Annotated in this window: 21 protein-coding genes, 1 tRNA gene and 1 pseudogene; 11 read left to right on the top strand and 12 right to left on the bottom strand. The window is 68.3% G+C overall.

Annotation, left to right across the window (positions count from 1 at the left end; translation table 11 throughout):
- Positions 1 to 9: 9 nt before the first annotated feature.
- Positions 10 to 1,206, bottom strand: a complete 1,197-nt coding sequence (locus tag PK98_RS16965) for a PDZ domain-containing protein (RefSeq protein WP_161792381.1) — start codon at positions 1,204 to 1,206, stop codon at positions 10 to 12.
- A 245-nt stretch (positions 1,207 to 1,451) separates the two neighbouring features.
- Here PK98_RS16965 and PK98_RS00670 point away from each other — a divergent pair, with 245 nt between their 5' ends.
- From PK98_RS00670 to PK98_RS00650, 5 genes are read left to right on the top strand one after another with little or no spacing between them, the layout of a single operon-like run.
- Positions 1,452 to 1,856: a CrcB family protein gene (locus PK98_RS00670; RefSeq protein WP_039093552.1), complete on the top strand. Its 405-nt coding sequence runs from the start codon at positions 1,452 to 1,454 to the stop codon at positions 1,854 to 1,856.
- Complete coding sequence (locus tag PK98_RS00665; protein WP_052207817.1) at positions 1,853 to 2,992, top strand: RluA family pseudouridine synthase; 1,140 nt, start codon at positions 1,853 to 1,855, stop codon at positions 2,990 to 2,992. The genes PK98_RS00670 and PK98_RS00665 overlap by 4 nt, the downstream gene beginning before the upstream one ends.
- A complete protein-coding gene (locus PK98_RS00660) occupies positions 2,992 to 3,648 on the top strand; it encodes an HAD-IA family hydrolase (RefSeq protein ID WP_200884954.1) in 657 nt (218 codons plus the stop codon). Before PK98_RS00665 ends, PK98_RS00660 begins: the two co-directional genes overlap by 1 nt.
- Positions 3,645 to 3,851: a hypothetical protein gene (locus tag PK98_RS00655; RefSeq protein WP_039093551.1), complete on the top strand. Its 207-nt coding sequence runs from the start codon at positions 3,645 to 3,647 to the stop codon at positions 3,849 to 3,851. Before PK98_RS00660 ends, PK98_RS00655 begins: the two co-directional genes overlap by 4 nt.
- Positions 3,848 to 4,537 carry an ATP12 family protein gene (locus PK98_RS00650; RefSeq protein ID WP_039093550.1) on the top strand — a complete coding sequence of 230 codons (690 nt, stop codon included), beginning with the start codon at positions 3,848 to 3,850 and terminating at the stop codon, positions 4,535 to 4,537. The genes PK98_RS00655 and PK98_RS00650 overlap by 4 nt, the downstream gene beginning before the upstream one ends.
- A gap of 9 nt (positions 4,538 to 4,546) precedes the next feature.
- On the opposite strand, the gene PK98_RS00645 is transcribed toward PK98_RS00650, so the two are convergent.
- Genes PK98_RS00645 through PK98_RS00630 form a run of 4 tightly spaced genes read right to left on the bottom strand, consistent with a single transcriptional unit; the run spans position 4,547 to position 8,160 of the window.
- Positions 4,547 to 5,146: an ABC-type transport auxiliary lipoprotein family protein gene (locus tag PK98_RS00645; protein ID WP_039093548.1), complete on the bottom strand. Its 600-nt coding sequence runs from the start codon at positions 5,144 to 5,146 to the stop codon at positions 4,547 to 4,549.
- 22 nt (positions 5,147 to 5,168) lie between these two features.
- Complete coding sequence (locus PK98_RS00640) at positions 5,169 to 6,110, bottom strand: MlaD family protein (RefSeq protein WP_039093547.1); 942 nt, start codon at positions 6,108 to 6,110, stop codon at positions 5,169 to 5,171.
- Between the two features lie 9 nt (positions 6,111 to 6,119).
- Positions 6,120 to 7,040, bottom strand: a complete 921-nt coding sequence (locus PK98_RS00635) for an ABC transporter ATP-binding protein (RefSeq protein ID WP_081995970.1) — start codon at positions 7,038 to 7,040, stop codon at positions 6,120 to 6,122.
- Position 7,041: 1 nt separating this feature from the next.
- Positions 7,042 to 8,160, bottom strand: coding sequence for an ABC transporter permease (locus PK98_RS00630; protein WP_039093546.1), 1,119 nt, complete (start codon positions 8,158 to 8,160; stop codon positions 7,042 to 7,044).
- Positions 8,161 to 8,246: 86 nt separating this feature from the next.
- On the opposite strand from PK98_RS00630, the gene PK98_RS00625 reads away from it, so the two are divergent.
- Positions 8,247 to 11,039 carry a valine--tRNA ligase gene (locus PK98_RS00625; protein WP_039093545.1) on the top strand — a complete coding sequence of 931 codons (2,793 nt, stop codon included), beginning with the start codon at positions 8,247 to 8,249 and terminating at the stop codon, positions 11,037 to 11,039.
- 19 nt (positions 11,040 to 11,058) lie between these two features.
- Positions 11,059 to 11,790, top strand: a complete 732-nt coding sequence (locus PK98_RS00620; RefSeq protein ID WP_039093544.1) for a 7-carboxy-7-deazaguanine synthase QueE — start codon at positions 11,059 to 11,061, stop codon at positions 11,788 to 11,790.
- 6 nt (positions 11,791 to 11,796) lie between these two features.
- Here PK98_RS00620 and PK98_RS00615 read toward each other — a convergent pair whose 3' ends face one another.
- The 5 genes from PK98_RS00615 to PK98_RS00595 all read right to left on the bottom strand — a co-directional run bounded on the left by PK98_RS00615 (position 11,797) and on the right by PK98_RS00595 (position 17,961).
- On the bottom strand, positions 11,797 to 13,446 hold the full coding sequence (locus PK98_RS00615) for an ATP-binding protein (RefSeq protein ID WP_039093543.1): 1,650 nt from the start codon (positions 13,444 to 13,446) through the stop codon (positions 11,797 to 11,799).
- Between the two features lie 76 nt (positions 13,447 to 13,522).
- Entirely contained in the window at positions 13,523 to 14,281 is a 759-nt protein-coding gene (locus tag PK98_RS00610) for a TIGR02186 family protein (RefSeq protein WP_039093542.1), read from the bottom strand.
- Positions 14,278 to 15,192 (bottom strand): sulfite exporter TauE/SafE family protein, encoded by a 915-nt coding sequence (locus PK98_RS00605; RefSeq protein ID WP_039093541.1) that lies wholly within the window; start codon positions 15,190 to 15,192, stop codon positions 14,278 to 14,280. The genes PK98_RS00610 and PK98_RS00605 overlap by 4 nt, the downstream gene beginning before the upstream one ends.
- A gap of 55 nt (positions 15,193 to 15,247) precedes the next feature.
- Positions 15,248 to 16,525 (bottom strand): hypothetical protein, encoded by a 1,278-nt coding sequence (locus PK98_RS15830; RefSeq protein WP_052207815.1) that lies wholly within the window; start codon positions 16,523 to 16,525, stop codon positions 15,248 to 15,250.
- Complete coding sequence (locus PK98_RS00595; RefSeq protein WP_052207813.1) at positions 16,522 to 17,961, bottom strand: glycosyl transferase family protein; 1,440 nt, start codon at positions 17,959 to 17,961, stop codon at positions 16,522 to 16,524. The genes PK98_RS15830 and PK98_RS00595 overlap by 4 nt, the downstream gene beginning before the upstream one ends.
- Before the next feature lie 179 nt (positions 17,962 to 18,140).
- On the opposite strand from PK98_RS00595, the pseudogene PK98_RS17535 reads away from it, so the two are divergent.
- A pseudogene (locus PK98_RS17535) lies at positions 18,141 to 18,191 on the top strand (hypothetical protein); the annotation flags it as partial.
- A gap of 98 nt (positions 18,192 to 18,289) precedes the next feature.
- Positions 18,290 to 18,595: a Na+/H+ antiporter NhaA gene (locus PK98_RS17530; protein ID WP_407637595.1), complete on the top strand. Its 306-nt coding sequence runs from the start codon at positions 18,290 to 18,292 to the stop codon at positions 18,593 to 18,595.
- Here the strand turns inward: PK98_RS17530 and PK98_RS00585 are convergent.
- Positions 18,582 to 18,911, bottom strand: a complete 330-nt coding sequence (locus tag PK98_RS00585) for a DUF3297 family protein (protein ID WP_039096041.1) — start codon at positions 18,909 to 18,911, stop codon at positions 18,582 to 18,584. The genes PK98_RS17530 and PK98_RS00585 overlap by 14 nt on opposite strands.
- A 47-nt stretch (positions 18,912 to 18,958) precedes the next feature.
- Positions 18,959 to 19,321: a hypothetical protein gene (locus tag PK98_RS17310; protein ID WP_039093539.1), complete on the bottom strand. Its 363-nt coding sequence runs from the start codon at positions 19,319 to 19,321 to the stop codon at positions 18,959 to 18,961.
- Positions 19,322 to 19,461: 140 nt separating this feature from the next.
- Here PK98_RS17310 and PK98_RS00575 point away from each other — a divergent pair.
- Positions 19,462 to 19,546: transfer RNA gene (locus PK98_RS00575), tRNA-Leu, on the top strand.
- 64 nt (positions 19,547 to 19,610) lie between these two features.
- Positions 19,611 to 21,203 carry a trigger factor gene (gene tig, locus PK98_RS00570; protein ID WP_039093537.1) on the top strand — a complete coding sequence of 531 codons (1,593 nt, stop codon included), beginning with the start codon at positions 19,611 to 19,613 and terminating at the stop codon, positions 21,201 to 21,203.
- The last annotated feature ends 45 nt before the right edge of the window (positions 21,204 to 21,248 follow it).

Below are 21,248 nucleotides of genomic sequence, written 5' to 3'. Positions count from 1 at the left end.
CGGGTGCCTTTATCGTGTCAGCAGACGCGCCTTCTGCGCGTCGAACTCCGCCTGCGTGATGACGCCATCCTTCAACAGCGTGGCAAACTTGGCCAGTTCGTCCGCCACGGAGAAGCCGGCGGTGGCCGGGGCAGCCGGAGCTGGTGCGGTAGACGTTGCGGGCATTGGCGTGGCAACCGGTGCAGGCGCAGGCGCCAGGATCGCGCCCTGCGGCATCGCAAAGGCTGTCGGCACGTAGGGCCGTGGCGGAACATAGGTCAGCGGCACGCTGGGCGGCGCCATGATCGGCGCGGCGGAGTACGGTGACGCATTGTAGGTCTGCATCGTACCGGCCGGCATTGCCTGCGGCGGCGGCGTGCCAGCGACCGGCAACGGCACAGCCGGGCTTGCAGCAGGCGCGCTGACCGCCAGAGCCGGCGGTGCGGTGGCGACTGCCGCCGTGACCGGTGCGGCCGAAGCGACACGCACCTCCGGCTCGTTCTCCTCCGCCGTCGCGAGCACGGGCGCGGTCACGGCCGGCCGGAACTCCGAACGCAGCAGAGCCACTCCTTCGCGGCCTTCGCGCAGGAAGCGGATCTCGAAATTGGCGGCCCTCGCCGCTTCCACCAGGCTGCGGTTCAGATCCTCCTGTGTTCGCGTGCGGCGATTGGCAATGCGGGTTACCAGGTCGCCCGGCTGCAGCCCGGCACGCAGTGCGGGGGATGCCGGATTGACCTCCGTCACCTCCAGCGATGGTTGCGGACGGATGCGGGCCACGAAGCTGGCGCCGATCATCGCGTGATTGGGAAACCGCGTGCCCGGCGGAAGCCGCCCGCCCGCTTTCTCCATCAGGTCCATCAGGGCATTGTGGAACACCGGGTCGTCAAATTCACGCGGGTTGGTTCCGCCCCAGAAGCCGGCCACCTCTTCCCACCCGTTGGCAACCACGCGGGATGCTGTGCCCCGCTCCTCCACCTGGAAGCGGTAGAAGATCGGTCTGCCGGTGCGGCCCGCCTGGCCAAGGTCGGCCCGGGCACCAGCCTCGCGATCGTCCGGCAGCTGGCAGGTCACCGCGCCGGCCTCCTTGCTGGCCACGCTCAGGCCGGCAGACAGGCACTGGTCCGCCATCTGCGAGGCGGCAGTTTCGGGATCGGTGTCGAACAGTGTTTCGGCAAGGCCGGTGGGCGTCCGCGCATACACGGCCAAGCCCTGCGCGGTGGCTGGCATCGCCGGCAATGCGAACGCAAGCAGCGCCGCCAGTGATACGCTACCGGACAGTCGGCGGACAAAGGCCTCGGGCATGCGCACCCCCATATTGTGCAATGCAGCAAGGTGATGCCGACTCGCCGGGCGAGTCAAGGAATTTGCAACCATGTTCCGCCCTGCTGTCCGGTTCGGGACGCGTACAATCCTGCCATCCGCCACCAGACGGGTTCCCTGCCCCGCCCACGACGGCTAAGGCGAGTGCAATCATGAATTCCTCAACCTCCTTTCTCTCCTCGCTCTCGGTGGCGCTTGGCGGCGGCATCGGTGCGCTGCTGCGTTATCAGACCGGCCGCTGGATGACGGGCCTGCTCGGCCCCAACATCGTCGGTACCTTCCCCTTCGCCACGCTGGCGGTGAACGCGATAGGCAGCATCGCCATGGGCGTGCTTGCCGGCGTGCTGGCGCGTGGCGGCGGCGGTGAACCCGCCCGGCTGCTGCTGGGCGTGGGCCTGCTGGGCGGCTTCACCACCTTCTCCGCCTTCAGCCTGGAGATGGTGCTGCTGATCGAGCGCGGGCAGCTGCTGTTCGCGCTGCTGTACCTGATCCTGTCGGTCGGCCTTGGGATCAGCGGCCTGATGATCGGCCTCAACACGATGCGGATGCTGGGATGACCGAGGCTGCACCGACCCCTTCCCCCGCTTCAGCCACTGTGCGCCAGTTCACCGTGGCGCCCGATGACGATGGCGTGCGGCTGGACCGCTGGTTCCGCCGCCACCTGCCGCAGATCGGCTTTGCCACCATTTCCCGCTGGGCACGCACCGGGCAGATCCGGGTGGATGGCGCGCGCGCCAAGCCGGAGGATCGCCTTGTCACCGGGCAGGTCGTGCGGGTGCCGCCTGGCGGCGATGCGCCGGCCGCCACCGACCGGCCCAAGGCCGAGCTGACGGACGAACAGCGGGCGGAAGCTGCCGCCATGCTGATCACCCGCACCGATGCCGCGCTGGTGCTGAACAAGCCGCCGGGCCTCGCCACGCAGGGCGGCACCGGCATGCGCCAGCATGTCGACGGCCTGCTGGATGCTTATGCCGATCCGGGCGCCCCGCGCCCGCGGCTGGTACACCGGCTGGACAAGGATACGTCGGGCGTGCTGCTGGTCGCCCGCACACCGGGCAGCGCGGCGTTCTTCTCCAAGCGGTTTTCCGGCCGCTCCGCCAAGAAGGTCTACTGGGCGCTCGTGATCGGCGTGCCGGATGTCTACGAAGGCTTCATCGACGCTCCCATCAGCAAGCAGCCGGGCACCGGCGGCGAGAAGATGCATGTGGACGAGGCGGAGGGACAGGCCGCGCGCACCCGCTATCGCGTGATCGACCGCGCCGGCAACAGCGCCGCCTGGGTGGAGCTGCAGCCGCTGACCGGGCGCACGCACCAGCTGCGTGTGCACATGGCCGCCATCGGCCACCCGATCGTGGGCGATGGCAAGTATGGCGGGCAAGCCGCGTTCCTGACCGGTGCTGTCAGCCGCAAGATGCACCTCCACGCCCGGCGCCTGATCATCGACGCCCCGGGTGGCGACAAGCTGGACGTGACGGCCGACCTGCCCGAGCATTTCGCCGCGACCATGACCCAGCTGGGCTTCGACGAGAACGCCAGCAAGGCCGAGCCCGAGTCCGGCCCGCCGGAGCGCAGCCGCGAGGAGAAGAAGCAGGCCGCGCGCGCCCATGCCAAGCAGTACCGCAAGGCACGCCGGGGCGAGCGGCGCGGGCGGCGCGAAGCCGGGGCTCCGCCGACCAAGGGTCCCCGCCGCTGATGGCCGGCGTGCGGCTGGCGGTGTTCGATTGTGACGGAACGCTGAGCGACGGGCAGGCGGCGGTCTGCGCGGCCATGGCGACCGGCTTCGCCGAAGCTGCCCTGCCCGCGCCCGCCAACCACGATGTGCGCCGGATCGTCGGCCTCAGCCTGCCTGAGGCCGTCGCGCGGCTGGCGCCCGATGCCACGCCCGAGGCCCAAGCCCATGTGGTCGACGCCTACAAGGCGGCGTTCCGGCTGGCACGCGAGGAAGGCCGCCTGCGCGAGCCGCTGTATGACGGCATCGCGCCGCTGCTTCGCCGGTTGCATGCGGATGGCTGGAAGCTGGGCGTGGCGACCGGCAAGAGCGATCGCGGGCTTGCCGCCTGCCTGACGACGCATGGGGTAGCCGGACTGTTCACCACCCTGCAGACCGCCGACCGTCACCCGTCCAAGCCGCATCCTGCCATGCTGGAGCAGGCGATGGCGGATGCCGGTGCGCACCCGGCGGACACGGTGATGATCGGCGACACCGTATTCGACATGACAATGGCGGAGATGGCCGGCGTGCGGGCGCTGGGCGTCAGCTGGGGGTATCACGAGCGGGCGGAGCTGCTGGCCGCGGGTGCCGCGGCGGTGGCGGACACGCCCGAGGAACTGGAAGGATTGCTGCAATGAATGATCCCGCAAAGGGCCGCTGGCTGCTGCTGGGCGTGTTGCGCGGCATCGGTGTCGCGATCGTGCTGCTGGGCCTGATGGTGACCGAAGGGCGCTTCGGCCTGCCCTACTGGGTCGGTGTCGTCATGCTGGCGATCGGGTTCGCGGCTGCGTTCGTCGCCCCGCGCGTCCTCTCCCGCCGCTGGCGCAGCCCGCGCCCGTGAAGCGGTTCTGGCGGGAGGTGACGCTGGCGGAGGTGGCCGGCGGCTGGCAGGTGCTGCTGGATGGCCGCGCGGTGCGCACCCAGGGGGGCACGGCGCAGATCGTGCCGGGCCATGCGCTGGCAGAGGCGCTGGCGGCGGAATGGGCCGCGCAGGGCGAGGTCGTCGACCCGCAAAGCTTCCCCATGCGCGACCTGGTGGATCTGGCGCTGGACCATGTGGCGCCCGATCTGGCGGCACACGCTGCCAAGCTGATGCGCTACGCCGAAACGGACACGCTGCTGTACCGCGCTGATCCCGACGAGCCGCTCCACCGCCGGCAGCTCGAGGAGTGGGAGCCGCTGGTGCAGTCGGTCGAGCGCCGCCACGGCATAACCTTCGAACGGGTCAGCGGGATCATCCATCGCCCGCAACCCGCCGCCACATTGGAAACACTGCGGCACGCGTTGCTGCAGCAGGATGCCTGGCGCCTGGCGGCCATCGCCACGCTGGCGCCGCTTGCGGCATCGCTGATCGTGGCGCTGAACGCGCTGGAGGAAAACGCAGCGGCCGAACACTTGTTCGCCGCCGCCAACCTCGAAGAGGACTGGCAGACGGAACAATGGGGCTCCGACGCGGACGCAGCCCAGGTGCGGGCAGCGCGTGAGGCTGCCTTTGCGGCTGCCATGCGCCTGGTCAGGCTGGCCTGACCGCCGCGCTCAGTTCAGCCAGTCGGCGACCTGTACCACCACCTGGTTGGCCGCCTGATTCAGGGCCGGGCCGACCGAAGCTGCATCGGCGGTGACGCCGGGCACGCTGGCTTCGAACCGCTGCGTGCGCACCTGTCCGCCCGGCATGGTCAGCACTGCGTCGTAACGGACCACGGCGCTGGAACTGGCCACATCGTAACCCATGTCGACCAGCCGACCACTCAGCTTGACCGGCGCTGTGTAGAGTAGCGGTGGCTCGTCCAGCACGAGGCGATTGCGGCGCACCCGGATGGTCTCGGCCAGCAGGCGCTGGAACAGCCGTGCGGGACGTTCGGCCCAGAACGCCTCCTCCAGATAGGCCAGGCTGGCATCGTCCACCCGCACCGGCACGCGGGTGACCGCCAGGCTCTGCGGTGTTTCCGGCTCCAGCACGGCCAGTGCGTTGGCGGTCTCGCTCTCCAGCACCGCACCTGGCGCGACGCGCTGAGTCGGCGTCAGGGTGAACAGCCGCTCCGGCGGTTCGGCACCCAGGCTGATGCAGCCACCGAGCAGCGCCGTGGCACAGGCCAGCAGCGCGATGCGGGAAAAGGCAGGATTGCGAAGCTTCATCGTGGCGGCATCCCTATCACGCTCAAGGCTTGTAAGTGGGCAGTTGTGCGCCCCGCACCAGCGAACCGGCGCCTTCGGTTTCGATCCGTTCCATGATCGCCCGCGCCGCAGCGCTGGTGCGGCGCAGATCCTGCAGCGTGGCATCCGCCGCCGGCAGCGTGGTTTCGGTCAGTTCGTTGATCGCCGGTTGCGACGAGTTCAGCGTGGCTTCCAGTGCCTTTGCGGCGGAACCGGCGTCAACCAGCGTCTGCCGCAGTTCGTCCGCCAGTCCGCGCCCTTCGCCATTGATGACCTCGTTGGTCGAATTCAGCGTCGTCTCGAACGCGCCCAGGGTGCGCTGCGACTGCTGCAGCGTGCCCTGCAATTCGCGCAAGGTGTTGCCGATCTCGGGCGAGGTCTGCGCCAGTGATCCGCTGATCTCCGACGTGTTGGCCAGGATGCCGCGGATCGATTCCTGGTTGTCGTCGGACAGTACGCGGGTCAGCCGGTCGGTCAGGGTAGCCAGGCGTTCCAGCAGCAGCGGGGCGCTGGCCAGGATCTCGCCCAGCCCGCTGGCGCGTGGCGGGATGACCGGCACGCCCTCGGGGCAGGCGGAGGTGTTGCAGGTGATCGGCCGGTTGCCACGCGGGCCGCCGTTAAGGGCAATAGTGGACACGCCGGTGAAGCTGGAGGAGACCGACGCGGTCGTACCCTGCAGGATCGGGGTGTCGGCATCGACGCTGATGCGCACCTTCACGAATTGCGCCTGCCACAGATCGATGTCGCTGACCTGCCCGACGGGCACGCCCGAATAGGACACCTCCGACCCCTTCGCCAGGCCGGCAACCGACTGCTGGAAGAAGATGTCGTACTCGGTCTGGTTGTTCTCGTTCAGCCGGGCGAGCCAGATGAAGAAGGCCGCCAGGGCCGCGAGCAGCAGCAGCGTTACCACACCCACCCAGACGTAATTGGCGCGCGTTTCCATGTGCTGTGCCTATGCCCCCGTTATCTTGTCGTGCAAAGCCGGCGCCGGCTGCGCATGCGCGTCACCATCACCTGCAACCGTCGTCTCCGCCGCACGATCCCGGCTGTCGCGTGCCGCCCGGCTGCGCGGACCGTTGAAATATTCCTGGATCCACGGATGATCGCTTTCCAGCAGTTCGGGAATGGTGCCGACGGCTATGACCTGCTTGTCCGCCAGCACCGCGACCCGGTCGCAGATGGCATAGAGCGAATCCAGATCGTGCGTGATCAGGAATACGGTCAGGCCCAGCGTGTCGGCCAGATCGCGGATCAGCTTGTCGAAATTGGCCGCGCCGATCGGGTCGAGACCCGCGGTCGGCTCGTCCAGGAACAGCAGTTCGGGATCCAGCGCCAGCGCGCGGGCCAGGCCGGCACGCTTCTTCATGCCGCCCGACAGTTCCGACGGATATTTGCTTGCCGCCTCACCCGGCAGGCCGGTCAGCACCACCTTGTAGCGGGCGATCTCGTGCATCAGTTCGGCCGTCAGTTCCGGGTAGAACTGCTTCATCGGAACTTCGACATTCTCCGCCACGGTCAGGGTGGAGAACAGCGCGCCGCCCTGGAACAGCACGCCCCAATGGTTGCGCACGCCGATGATCTCGTCCGGCCCGGCGGAGGTGATGTCGCGGCCGAACACCTCGATCTTGCCCGCGGTCGGGCGTTGCAGCCCGATGATGGAGCGCATCAGCACCGACTTGCCGGTGCCCGATCCGCCGACCACGCCCAGGATCTCCCCGCGGCGGACCTTGAGCGCCAGATCCTCGTGGATGACGTTCTCGCCGAAGGCGTTCTGCAGCCCTTCGATGACGATCGGGTACTTGCCGTCATACCGGTCGGTGACGATGTCCTGCGCCTCGGGCGGGGGCGCGATGGTGGCCGGATCGCTCGCCATGTCAGTTCCAGCCCAGATTGCTGAAGAAGACCGCGAAGAATGCGTCGAGCACGATCACCATGAAGATCGCCTGCACCACCGCCTGTGTGGTGCGCAGCCCCACCTCCTCGGCATTCCCTTCGACCTGCATGCCCTGGTAACAGCCGGCCAGCCCGATGATCAGGCCGAACACCGGCGCCTTGATCAGGCCGATATACAGATCATAGATCGGCACCACCTCGCGGACACGCAGCAGGAAGGATATCGCCGGCACGCCCAGGGTCAGGTCGGAAATGACCGCCCCGCCCAGGATCGCGATCACGCTGGCGTAGAAGCCCAGCAACGGCATCATCAGCACGGAAGCCATGATGCGCGGGATGATCAGCGCCTCCAGCGGGGCGACGCCGATCGTGCGCATGGCATCGATCTCTTCCGTCAGCTTCATGGTGCCCAGCTGTGCGGCGAAGGCGGAGCCGGAGCGACCCGCGACCATGATCGCGGTCATCAGCACGCCCAGTTCGCGCAAGGTGAGCCGGCCGACCAGGTTGACGGAGAGGGACTCGGCGCCGAACTGCGACAGCTGCGCCGCGCCCTGCTGGGCGATGACGATGCCGATCAGGAAGCTCATCAGGCCGACAATCGGCAGCGATGCCACGCCGACGAGTTCCATCTGCCGCACGATGGCACGGCCGCGGATCCGGCGCGGGTGGCGGATCATGCCGCCGAATGCGAGGACGATGGCGCCGAGAAAGGCGATGACCCGCATGGTGCCATGGCCCAGGCCGGCCATGAAACGTCCGAAATCGCCGAAGATCCGGACCGGCAGGCTGCGATGCGGCGGACGGATGTCGGCGGTGCTCTGCGCGCCCTGCACGACCTCCAGCAGGCGGGTGGCCTGATCGCCGGCACCGGTGATCTCGGCCCCGTACCGTTCCGCCAGGCGCCAGACGATCCAGGCCCCGACCGTGTCGATCTGTCCGGCATTGGAGAGGTCGATGCTGGTCACCGGCTGGTCGAGCGCCCGCAACTGCCGGTCCAGCGGACCGACGGAGGATATCAGCAACGGGCCATGGAGGGCGATTGCCCCGCCCCCATTGCCACCTTCGCCGTCCTGCCAGCTGAAATCCGCCCATTCGCGCATCGGCAACGCTATGTGGCCAAACCGCGCGTGGCACAACCCAAGAGAATTGCCTTGTCCTCCACCCTGTCGCTAAGGCGGGCGGCGACATGACCGACGAAACCACCTCCGCCCTGCCGACCGACGGCACACTGGCCAAGACCTTCGACCCCGCCGCGATCGAGGCGCGCTGGTATGCGCGGTGGGAGGAAAGCGGCAGCTTCCGTCCGCATCGTCCGGAGGCCGCGCCCTTCACCATCGTCAACCCGCCGCCCAACGTGACGGGATCGCTGCATATCGGTCATGCGCTGGACAACACCTTGCAGGACATCGTGATCCGGCACGAACGGCTGAAGGGCAAGGATGCGCTGTGGGTGGTCGGCACCGATCATGCCGGCATCGCCACGCAGATGGTGGTGGAGCGGCAGATGGCACAGGCGGGCGAGAAGCGCACCGACCTGACGCGCGAGGCGTTCGTGGGCCGGGTGTGGGAATGGAAGGCGGAAAGCGGCGGCACCATCACCGGCCAGCTGCGGCGGCTGGGATGCTCCATGGACTGGAGCCGCGAGCAGTTCACCATGGACCCGCATTTCACCCGCGCGGTGGTCAAGGTGTTCGTGGACCTGCACAAGCAGGGCCTGCTGTATCGCGACAAGCGGCTGGTCAACTGGGACCCGGCGCTGAAGACGGCGATCAGCGACCTCGAGGTTGAGAACCGCGAGGTCGCCGGCCACATGTGGCACTTCAAGTACCCGCTCGCGGGCGGGGCGACCTACACCTATGTCGAGCGGGATGATGACGGCAACGTGGTGCTGGAGGAGGAGCGCGACTACATCGCGATCGCCACCACCCGGCCGGAGACGATGCTGGGCGACGGCGCCGTGGCGGTGCATCCGTCGGACACCCGCTACACCCCGATCGTGGGCATGCTGTGCGAGATCCCGGTGGGGCCGAAGGCGCATCGCCGGCTGATCCCGATCATCACCGACGAATATCCGGATCCGGCCTTCGGCTCCGGCGCGGTGAAGATCACCGGGGCGCATGACGAGAACGATTACGGCGTCGCGCAGCGCAACGGCATCCCGATGTATCGCCTGATGGACGAGGTCGCCGCCATGCGCAGCGACGGCGCACCCTATGCCGAGGCGGCCGAACGCGCCCGCGCCATTGCCGCTGGCGAGAGCGCGTTGGCGGCGGAGATCGACACGCTGAACCTGGTGCCGGACGCCTATCGCGGGCTCGACCGGTACGAGGCGCGCGCGCGGGTGGTGGCCGACATCGATGCCGACGGGCTGATGATCGCGGTCGAGGACAAGACCATCATGCAGCCTTTCGGCGACCGGGGCGGCGTGGTGATCGAGCCGATGCTGACCGACCAGTGGTATGTCGATGCCGCTACCCTCGCCAAGCCGCCGATGCAGGCGGTGCGCGACGGCAGCGTGGAGATCGTCCCCAGGTCATGGGAGAAGACCTTCTTCAACTGGATGGAGAACATCCAGCCGTGGTGCGTCAGCCGCCAGCTGTGGTGGGGGCACCAGATCCCCGCATGGTACGGGCCGGATGGCCAGGTGTTCGTGGCGGAAAGCGAGAAAGAGGCGCAGGTGCAGGCCGGCAACCTGCCGCTGACCCGCGATCCCGACGTGCTCGATACCTGGTTCTCCAGCGCGCTGTGGCCGTTCGCCACGCTGGGCTGGCCGGACCGGACCGACCTGCTGGAAAAGCACTTCCCGAATGACCTGCTGATTTCCGGCTTCGACATCCTGTTCTTCTGGGATGCGCGGATGCTGATGCAGGGCATGCACTTCCTGGGCGAGGCACCGTGGAAGCGGCTGTACCTGCACGGGCTGGTGCGCGCCGCCGATGGCGCGAAGATGAGCAAGTCCAAGGGCAACGTGGTCGACCCGCTGCTGCTGATCGACAAGTACGGCGCCGATGCCCTGCGCTTCTTCATGGCGGCGATGGAAAGCCAGGGCCGCGACGTGAAGATGGATGAAAGCCGGGTGGAGGGGTATCGCAACTTCGCCACCAAGCTGTGGAACGCCACCCGCTTCTGCCAGGCCAACGGCATCGGCGCCTCCACCACGCTGGCGGCACCGGCTGCGACGGGGGCGGTCAATCGCTGGATCGTGGGCGAGGTGGTGGAAACGCTGGCCGCGCTGGACAAGGCGATGGCGGACCTGCGCTTCGACGCGGCGGCCAACACCATATACCAGTTTACCTGGGGCACCTTCTGCGACTGGTACCTGGAACTGATCAAGGGCCAGATCGACGCGGAGACGAATGTGGTCGCCGGCTGGGTGCTCGACCAGATCCTGGTCATGCTGCACCCCTTCATGCCGTTCATCACGGAAGAGTTGTGGCATGCACAAGGAACCCGGACGAACGACCTGATCCTGGCGCGCTGGCCGGAGCCGCAGGCGACGGTCGATGCGGGCGCAAAGGCGGAGGTCGAGTGGCTGATCGCCCTCACCACCGCGCTGCGCGGCGCCAAGAACGAACTCGGCATCGCGCCCGGTGCCCGGCTGGAAGCGTTCCTGCCCGAGCCCTCCCCCACCGCCCGGACGGTCATCGCCGGCTCCATGCCGGCGATCGAACGGCTGGCGCGCCTGTCGGCCATCCATTCCGCCGCTGCGTCGGACGGCCCCGCCATGCAGGTATCGGCAGGGGCCGACCTGTTCGTGATCCCGCTCGAAGGCGTGATCGACATTGCGGCGGAGCAGGCGCGGTTGACCAAGGCGAAGGCCGCGTCGGAGAAGGAGCGGGACAATCTGGCCAAGCGGCTGAACAATCCCGCTTTTGCGGAGAAGGCGAAGCCCGAAGCGGTGGAGAAGGCCCGCGCCGATCATGCGCACCATGCAGCGGAGGTCGACCGGCTGACCGCGGCGCTCGCTCGGCTGGGGTGAGGCACACTGGAGTGCCCCGATGCTAGTCCTTGCCACCACGACGCCCGGCGAGCCGGAGATCTTCGCCTCCCTGCAGGGTGAAGGACCAAGCATCGGGCGCAGCGTCGCCTTCGTGCGGCTGTCGCGCTGCAACCTGGCATGCCGCTGGTGCGACACGCCCTACACCTGGCACTTCAGCGGCGACAACCGGCCGCACCGCGACGGCGTGACGCATGACCGCGCGGCGAACCAGCTGACCCTGTCCGAAGAAGAGGTCGCACGGCGCATCGCCGCCTTCGGCAAGCCGCGCCTGGTTGTCACCGGAGGCGAGCCGCTGCTGCAAGGCAAGGCGCTCGCCCGGATGCTGGCGCATTTGCCGGACATGGCGGTGGAGGTGGAGACCAACGGCACGATCGCGCCGCATGCCGATCTCGATCCGCTGATCGGGCAGTACAATGTCAGCCCCAAGCTCGCCCATTCGGGCAACACGGCCGACCTCGCCCTGCCGCCCGAGCGGCTGGCACAATGGGCGGCCGAGCCGCGGGCGATCTTCAAGTTCGTGATCGCCGAACCGGCCGATCTGGAGGAGGTGCTGGCGCTCGCGTTCCGCTACGCCATCCCGAACCAGCGCATCTGGCTGATGGCCGAAGGCACCGACACGGTCACGCTGGCCACCCGCCAGCGCTGGCTGGCGGAACTGTGCCTGCAGCACGACATGAACCTGTCCCCCCGCCTGCACATCGCGCTGTACGGCGATACCCGGGGCACTTGAACGGTTCTATCGTCCCTGCGCGCGCCAGCGGCGCACCGTGCGGGCGATCGCCTGGCCACCCTCCGCCGGGTGCTGCCACAAGGCGCTGAACAGCGGGTCGGCGCTGGCCGGGCGGCGGTGCTCCTCCAGATCGGCGAAGCTGACGCGCATCGGCACGGCCACGCCTTCGCCACAGATGATCGCCTCCCGGTTGCGCAGGGCCGGAATGGCGTCGAGGAAGCCCCGCGCACCTTCCGGCATGGCGGAGCGGACGAAGGCCTGGTCGCGTTCGTTGTTCAGCCGCATGGCGATGATCGTGCCGCATTGCGACAGCACGCCTTCGGCCAGATCGCTCGGTCGTTGAGTGATCAGGCCCAGCGCGATGCCGTATTTGCGCCCTTCCTTGGCGATCCGGCCGAGTACGTCGCTGACGCTCGATCCACCCGACTGCCGGTCGCCGGGAACGTAGCGATGGGCCTCCTCGCACACCAGCAGGATGGGGCGCACAGCTTCCCCCCGGCTCCAGATCGCATGGTCGAAGACCATGCGGCTGAGCACCGCGACCACGGTGGCGGTGATGTCGGACGGCACGCCCGACACGTCGATGATGGTGATCGGCCGGCCGGCGCCGTCCATGCGGAACAGCCGGGCGATCAGCTCCGCCATGGTGTCCGCCACCAGCATGCCGGAAAACATGAACTGGTAACGCGGATCACCCTTCAGCTCGTCGATCTTGCTGCGGATGCGCAGGAACGGCGCGCTGCTGCTCGCCTTGTCGAGCTGCCCCATCTCGTCGTTCACCAGCCGCAGCAGGTCGCTGAGAAGATAGGGCACCGGCGAATCGACGGTGATGCGCCCGATCTCCGCCGCCAGCCGGTTCTTGCCCCGCGCCGCCAGCAGGCAGCGGGCGAGAATGTCGGCATCCTCCTGCCGGTCGTTGCCGGTCGTGGTCAGGAACACCTCGCAATGTTCGGCGAAGTTCATCAGCCAGTAGGGCAGCTGCAGGTTGCCCACGTCCAGCACCATTCCGCGATCCTGGAAGGCCGCGCCGTATTCGCCATGCGGGTCGACCATCACGACATGGCCATGGGGCGCGGCATCGCAGATGCGGTGCAGGATCAGCGCCGCCGCCGTGGACTTGCCGGTGCCGGTGGAGCCGAGCAGCGCAAAGTGCTTGCCAAGCAGGGCGTCGATGAACAGCCCCGCACCCACTGTCGCGGTCGGATGCACCGTGCCGACCGTGATCGCCACCCGCCCGGCCGGATCGTAGATGCGCGCCAGCTGCGCGGTGGCGACCGGATGAACGGTGCTGCCCGGCAGCGGGTAACGGGTCACACCGCGGCGAAACGTGCCGCCCGCCGCATCGTCGATCCCTTCACCCAGCAGGTCCGCAATGGCGCATACAGAGCCGTCGGCTGCCTGCTCCAAGTCCCGCAGGGAAGCCAGCAGCCACGCGCCATCAGGCGCTGCGATCCGGATCGCGCTGCCGACCTGGCCGGCCATCGCGATCGCCGGGTCGGCGCTGCCGCCACATGCGGCCAGTGCGATGCCATCCAGCACCAGCCGGGCCTGCGCGCCGGAGATCGCCTGTACGGTGCCGACGGTATGGGCCAGACCCTCGACCGGCACCGGGGTCAGGGCCGCAACCGGCCAGGGTTGCGGGGAGAACTCGCTCATCGGGGTCGTCCTTCGTGCCGGCAGTGGCGGTGAAGGATAGCGGCAGGGGTCTAAACAGGCCCTAAACGCCTGAAACTCAGACCAGCGCGAACAGCCGCCCGGCGGCCCAGCCGGTCAGGAGGGCAAGCAGCACCACGCAGATGCCGTACAGGAAGCCGGAATCCTGCGACCGGTCCGCCACCAGCTTCTCGAACCCTTCCTTGCTGACCTCCACCTCCGCAATGGCGGAGGCGATCACCCGGCCGCGCTGGATGGCGAAGGTTTCCGCGGTGTAGCGGCCGGTGATGACGTTGGAGGGAACGGCGATGCGCGCCTGATACAGCACGTCCTGGCTGATGGAGACGCCGCGGCCATCCTCCTTGTACAGGCCCTGCTGCCGCCGCAGCTCCACCAGGCCGGTGGAGAAGCGCGCCTGCTCCTCCGGCTCGATCAGGCCGGTGGGGGACAGCTGCATGAAATCCAGCCCCAGTTCGTAGATCGCGGCAGTCCGCTCGTCCACGATCTGGCCGATCGGGCGGGAGGAGGACACCGCGAAGAAGGACGGCGCGGAGCGGAAGGCGGTGCTGTCGGCATTGACCCAGATGCCGAGCCGCTTCTGCTTCTCGCGCACCAGCATCGCCTCTGTCGGGCCCTTCAGCACCACCACGATGTCGTAAGGTTCGGTCGCGCGGCGGCCCTGCGGATCCAGGATCGCGCCATACAGCAGCAGTTCGGTGCCGGTGAAATCCTGCCGCACCTCGATCCGGCTCTGCGAGACGGCCGGCACCAGCACGGGATCGCGCTGCGCCGTCAGGGTCAGGAAGCTCAGGACCAGCAGCAGCAGCCGGCCGCTCACAGCTCGATCACCGTATAGACCGCGTCGGGCCGCACCCCCAAGCCGAAGGCCATGCGCAGCGCGATCGCCAGCACGATCAGCGCCAGCACCAGTCGCAGCAGTTCCGGCTTCGCCGTCCCGGCCAGGCGGGTACCGATCTGCGCCCCGGTGACCGACCCGATCAGCAGCAGCCCGGCCAGCACGATGTCGACCGCGCGCGTCGTCAGCGCGTGCATCATGGTGGTGGCGACCGTGACGAACAGGATCTGGAACAGCGAGGTGCCGACCACGACCTGCGCGCTCATGCCCAGGATATACAGCATAGCCGGCACCAGGATGAAGCCGCCGCCCACGCCCATCAGCATGGTCAGGATGCCGACCACCACGCCCAGGATCAGCGGCGCCAGCGGCGAGATGTAGAGGCCGGACTTGTAGAACCGCCAGCGCAGCGGCAGGCTGGCGACCAGCGGATGATGCCGCCGCCGCGCGGCGCGGCGGGGTGCGCCGGTGCGGCTGGCCCGCAGGGTGCCGATGCTTTCCCGGCCCATCAGCCCCCCGATCGTGCCCAGCAGCACGACATACAGGATGTTGATCACCGTATCGATCTGGCCCCAGGATTGCAGCAGCCGGAACAGCCCGGCGCCGATACCCGCACCGATGATGCCGCCCACCACCATCACCCCGCCGATCTGCGGATCGACCCCGCCACGCTTGCGATGCGCCAGGACGCCCGACACGCTGGCGCCGGTCACCTGGCTGGCGGCGGAGGCGGCCGCGACGGTCGGTGGCACGCCGTAGAAGATCAGCAGCGGCGTGGTCAGGAACCCGCCGCCCACGCCGAACAGGCCCGACAGGATGCCGGTGCCCGCGCCCAGCAGCACGATCACCAGCCCGTTCACTGACAGGTTCGCAATCGGCAGATATACATCCATCAACCACGCCTAGCCCAAGCGGCGGCCGGTTTGAAGCGACCGGAGACTGTCGCGATCAGAAACCCGCGGCGATCGTCAGGGCCGGACCGGATGCCGGCTCCGCATTGCCGGCCACGCGCAGACGGTAGTCGGCGGCCACCCGGCCGCGCAATCCGCCGATTGCAAAGCCGATGCTGGCGCTTGGCCCCACATCCACCCGGTTGCTGCCGCGTTGCGCCCCGCCCCACGCGGCCGCGCCGACCCGCAACTGCGCGCTGCCGCGGCCCAGCAGCGGCCGGTCGATCCGCGCCTGCCCATCGACAAAGGCACTGGCGAAATCGCCGCCGACATAGCCGGCCTGCACATAGGCCTCGCCCCGTGTACCGCCGGGCAGCGCCACGGGTGGCAATTCGGTCACCGCGAACACGGCCGGGCGCACCTGGCTGCCGGCGCGATTGTCGTTGACCCGCAGCTCCGCGGCGACCCGGACCGGCACACCGGGCAGCGGGCGCAAGGCTGCACCGGCCGCAATCTCCTGCTCACGCGGGCCGGTCAACGCGGAACTGCCGCGCAGATAAAGCTGCGGCGACAGGCCGCCGGTTCCGGACGTCAGCCGATACCGCAGGACCGCGCCCGCCTGACTGCGGCCATAGGACGGCCGGCCCGGGGTGAGTGCGGTGGCGGCATCGTCCCGCAGCAGCACCCAGCCATCGCCGCTCCAGCGCCCGGCGCCTGCCATGCGCGGGACCGGCGTGATCGTCGCCCCGACGGCCGCCTGCGGAACGCCGGGACGCGCCGCCGATGCCGCCAGTGCCGCCGCCGGTGCCGACGGGCGGACCGGGGCCGACGGGCGCAGCGCAGCAGGCTGCAGATAGGCGAGCAGCATTTCCGGAACTTCCATTTGCGCCAGCCCGGCCAGCATCAGCAGTTCGCTGCCGATCAGGGTGGCAGGGGGCACATCCTGCGTCGACGTGCCTGCCGGCGGCACCACATCCGTGGCCCGCGCCAGCCGCCATGGCACGCCCGTGAAGGGAGCCACGCCGTCAGCGGCTGAGCCGCTCCGTCCCGAAAGCCGCTGCCAGCCGGGACGCTGCGGGACCGGCGCCGGCAAGGGCCGCTCCAGCCAGTCATCCTGGCTTGGCGCATCAGCGTCCACCGGGCTCGCTGCGGGTCCGGCAACGGGCGAAGCAGGATCGAACGCCGACTGCTCCAGCTCCGCCGCCTGGTCCTGCGCCGGCCAGGGACTTTCCCAGTGGGCGGCACGCAGGCCGCACCAGCCAAGCACCAGGCCGCCGAGCAGCAGCAGCGGCTGTCCGCGGAAGGCTGCCCTGGAGTTGACCGGCCGACGGCTCACGAGAGTGCGCGAGTCCGGCGATAAGGCGTCACCCGGTCAGCCATGGTGCTGGGATGGGCGTGGTGGAAGGTCTTGTCCCATTGCGGCGCCCCGCCGCGCAGGGTGCTGACATAGGCGCTCAGTGCCCGCCGCCCGGCCATGATGGCGATGACGTTGGACAGCGGGATGCGCAGCACGGCACGGAAACCTTCGGCCGGGCCATATTCGCGCGTGGTGAACAGGTAGCGGGAGCCGGCGCGCCAGACGAAGCTGGCGAAGTTGAGCGCCAGCAGCCATCTGGTGGCCGTGCCCATGGCGAACGGGTGGTCGTAGCCCGCCAGGCTCGCCACCCACAATCCGGTTCCCAGCGCCAGCAGCGCATAGGCGGCGAACAGCACCAGCGCGGATAGCGGTCCACGCCGGTCACGGATGCGCATCCATGTTTCGCCCAGCCCGCTGCCACTGGCCCAGCCCATCCGGTCCCAGCCCTGCAGCGCGATGCCATGCACCCAGCGCGCCTTCTGCCGCACGGACTGGTCCAGCTTTGCCGGGAAGCACGCACGGGTGGCGATCAGCCGCCCGTCCTCGCCGCGCACCCGCAGGAAGCGGGAGCGTCCACCGGCGGCCTTGATCCTGAGGCCCAACTCGTAATCCTCGGTCAGGGACTCGACGGAGAACGGGCCGGTCGCGTCCGTGGTCGTCGCCATTTCGCCGGCGATGCGCGCCAGCATGGTGCGGGAGAAGGCGCAGCCGACCCCGGCCGAGGGCAGCGACGCCGCCAGCGCATCCCGCACGACCATGGCCTTGCCATGCGCCTCGGCAAATTCCTCGCAATAATGGCTGCCGACCCAGCGCGAACGCGCCTGCGGTTCGGGCAGGACGGGCAGCTGGACGAACTCGGCCTCGGCAATCCCGCGGTCGAGCAGGGCCAGACCGGCAGGATCGACCATATCCTCCGCGTCGTGCAGCACCACCATGCGGAAAGCGTAGCCACCGCGCTGCTCGTCATGTTCCATGGCGGTGTAGAGGCGATTCAGGCAGTCTGCCTTGGTCGTCGGCCCGGCGCGTTCGTGCACCACCAGCCGCACCCGCGGGTCCCCGCCGGTGCCGCGGATGATGGCTTCCACCGTGCGCGGATCGTTGCAGTAGCAGCCGACATACAGGCGCAGCGCATCCTGCGGCCACGCCTTCAGCGTGGTGGCGATGGTATCGGTGATGACCTCGTGTTCCAGCCATGCCGGAATGAACACGGCGGCCCGTCCGGACAGGGGGCGCTCGCCCTCCTCCCGGTTGATCGTCCACTCCCGCACGCGCCCGGTCAGCCGCAGGAAGCCGAACACGACATCCACGGCCAGCTCGTCAAGCGCGCCGACAAGGAAGAACACTCCTGCAAACAGCAACAGTTCATGCTCGACCAGCGCCGCAAGCTGCAACACCGTCACACCCCCAGAGATCATAGCCCCCGAGACCCTTTTCTAAACGACCCGTCGTGCTGTGTAGTCGGTTGGTCGGGTGGGTAAACATATTTTATGCAGAGTTGGGAACCAGCAGGCAAAAACTTGGTTGGCGTAGTCCCAAAGGCTTCATTGTCCATAAGCTGGTGACAATCCCCCTGCCGCGGGGTGATGGCTCGCCCATGCTGATGAGGGCGGACCATGCGCTGGTGGGCTGGAACGCCTACGTGGTGGTGCCGCTGTTCGGCTTTGCCAATGCAGGCGTGGCGCTGGCGCGCTGGGTCTGGCAGCGTTCGCCGATCCGTTGCCGCTGGCGGTCGGTGCGGGACTGGTGGCGGGCAAGCAGCTCGGCATCTTCGGCAGCGCCGCCGTTGCGGACCGGATCGGGTTCGCCAGGCGGCTTACCGGTGTCAGCTGGGGTCAGCTGTGGGGCACCAGCACATTGTGCGGCATCAGCTTCACGATAAGCCTGTTCATCAGCGCCCTTGCCGTCCCGAATCACCTGTTGCTGTGGAAGAAGCGAAGCTCGGGACCGTCGCAGGCTCCGCCATCTCGGCGTGCTTGGCTACTTCGTGCTGCGACTGGTCGCGCCGGCACTCGTGCAGGCGCGACCAGAAGGAACATCACAGGCGATTGACGGGCGCGTCCTCACCCAGATCCTCGAACCAGGCTTCCACCGGGCCGATCAGCTTGAGCGTCAGCGGACGGCCCTTGCGGTCCATCGCCTTGCCGGCCTGCACACGCACCCAATTCTCGGGAATGCAATATTCCTCGATATTGGTGCGCACCGTCCCCTTGAAGCGGATGCCCACACCGCGGCGCAGCACTGTTTCATCGAAAAACGGGCTGGCCGGATCGATGGCCAGCCGGTCAGGCGGTGTCGCGGCGCCCTGCGTCGTGGTGTCGACAGCCTCCGCAGCGGTGTCGGGCTGGCTTTCGGCCGGTTCGGGCATGTCCTGTTCGCTCATGCCCCAGCCGCTGACACGCGCCGGCTGCAAAATCAATATTGCGGCGGCGGGGTTTCCGCCGGTGCCTCGCCCGGGAGCGATGGCACATCGTCCGGAACGGCGCCGGGTTCGTCGATGTCGCCACCGTCCGGAAACACTTCGGGCGGCGGGGCTGGCTCGATCGGATTGGGGGTTTCCGGTACCACCTCGTCCGGAGTGGAGCCCGGCTGCAGTTCCTCGTCCTCTTCGGAGCGGTCGAAATCCCACAGCACGCTGCCGGGCGAATCACTGTCGCCATCGGCATCGGTCAAGGTAGCGGCATCCTGCGCGCTGGCGTGGGTATCCACCGCAGGCGGGGTTGCCGGCGGGATGCTGGGCGTCCCGTAATCGTCGGCGGAATAGATGGGGTCGGCCATGGCAAGCACTCCTTTGCCCACTCAACGTGATGGCTGCTGCACCTGTTCCCCGCAGAAGCTTGCCCTTTCCGTGCCAGCCGATTAAGGGCGCAGGCTTCGCATCGCAGGTGTCTCGCCTGCTGCGCTTCGTCGTGATCCGTGCGGGCGTGGCGGAACTGGTAGACGCGCTGGATTTAGGTTCCAGTATCGCAAGATGTGGGGGTTCGAGTCCCTTCGCCCGCACCAGCGCAGCCGTCGCCACCGTTCCGCTGACGAAACCCGTTCGCTTATGTGTGGAAGGCTTGTTTGAATGCAGATCGTCGAGACCACCAATGAAGGCCTGAAGCGCGCCTTTACACTTACGATACCGGCCGGCGAGATCCAGGCGCGCGTCGATGCGGAGATCAAGAAGGTCGCCCCGCAGGTAAAGATGCCCGGCTTCCGCCCCGGCAAGGTGCCCGCCAACCTGGTGCGCAAGATGCACGGCGAGGCGATCCATGCCGATGCGCTGAACACCACGCTGCAGGAATCGGTCGAATCGCTGCTGCGCGACAAGCAGCTGCGCCCGGCGCTGCAGCCCAAGGTCGACATGGCCGAGGGGTATGAGCAGGGCAAGGATGCCCAGCTGACCGTGGAACTGGAAGTGCTGCCCGACATCGCGGCGCCGTCCGTCGACGGGCTGACGCTGGAAAAGCTGACCGTGCCCGCCACGGACGAGGCGGTCGATGCCGCCATCCGCCAGCTGGCCGACCGGCAGAAGAGCTACTCCGATGCGCCGGAGGGCCATGCGGCCGCCGACGGCAACCAGCTGATCATCGACTTCACCGGCAGCATCGACGGCGTCGAGTTCGACGGCGGCAAGGGCGAGGACCAGCCGCTGGTGCTCGGTTCCGGCCAGTTCATCCCCGGCTTCGAGGAGCAGCTGACGGGGGCCAAGGCCGGTGAGGAGAAGACCATCACCGTGACCTTCCCCGCCGACTATCCGGCCGAAGACCTGAAGGGCAAGGACGCGCAGTTCGCCATCACCGTGAAGGCGGTGAAGGTCGAGGGCGATACGGTTATTGATGACGAGTTCGCCAAGAACTTCGGCCTGGAAGGTCTCGACAAGCTGAAGGAGCTGATGAAGGCGCAGGTCGAGCAGGAGACTGCCGGTCTTACCCGGACGCAGATGAAGCGTCAGCTGCTGGACCGTCTGGCCGCCGATCACGACTTCGCCGTGCCGCCGAGCATGGTGGAGGCCGAGTTCAACCAGATCTGGCAGCAGCTGGAAGCCGAGATCGCCCGCGAGGAGGATCCGGAGGCCGCCCGTGCCGAGATCGAGTCCGAGAAGGACGATTACCGCCGCATTGCCGAGCGCCGCGTGCGCCTGGGCCTGCTGCTGTCGGAGATCGGCCAGGCCAACGGCGTCGAGATCAGCCAGCAGGAAATGGGCATGCTGGTCCAGCAGGCGGCGCAGCAGTACCGCCCGCAGGATCGCGAGCGGTTCGTGGAGTTCGTGCGCAACGATCCCATGGCCCTCGCCCAGCTGCGTGCCCCGCTGTACGAGGACAAGGTCGTCGACTTCCTGTTCGACAAGGCCGAAGTGACCGAGCGGGAAGTGACCCGCGAGGAACTGGAAGCCGCGATCGAGGCCGAGGAAGGCACCGACGCGCAGCCGGCTGACGCGAAGCCTGCCAAGAAGGCTGGCGCCAAGAAGACCAAGGTCGCTGCCGACGACGCTCCTGTCGAGGCAGGCGCCGATGCCACCGATGGCGAAGGCGAGAAGCCGAATAAGAAGGCTGCGCCCAAGAAGAAGGCCGAACCTGCGGCCGAGGGTGCCTCCGAGAGCGAGGACGCGGCCGACAAGCCCGCCGCTAAGAAGAAGGCTCCGGCCAAGAAGAAGGCGGACGACACCGCCGAGTAACCCGCTCGCGCGCCCCTGCCCTTCATCAAGGGCAGGGGCAGCCTG

It is taken from the genome of Croceibacterium mercuriale, from assembly GCF_000802385.1.
Lineage (GTDB): Bacteria > Pseudomonadota > Alphaproteobacteria > Sphingomonadales > Sphingomonadaceae > Croceibacterium > Croceibacterium mercuriale.
The sequence above is the reverse complement of the archived record's forward strand: the minus strand, read 5'-3'. Positions and strand labels throughout refer to the sequence as shown.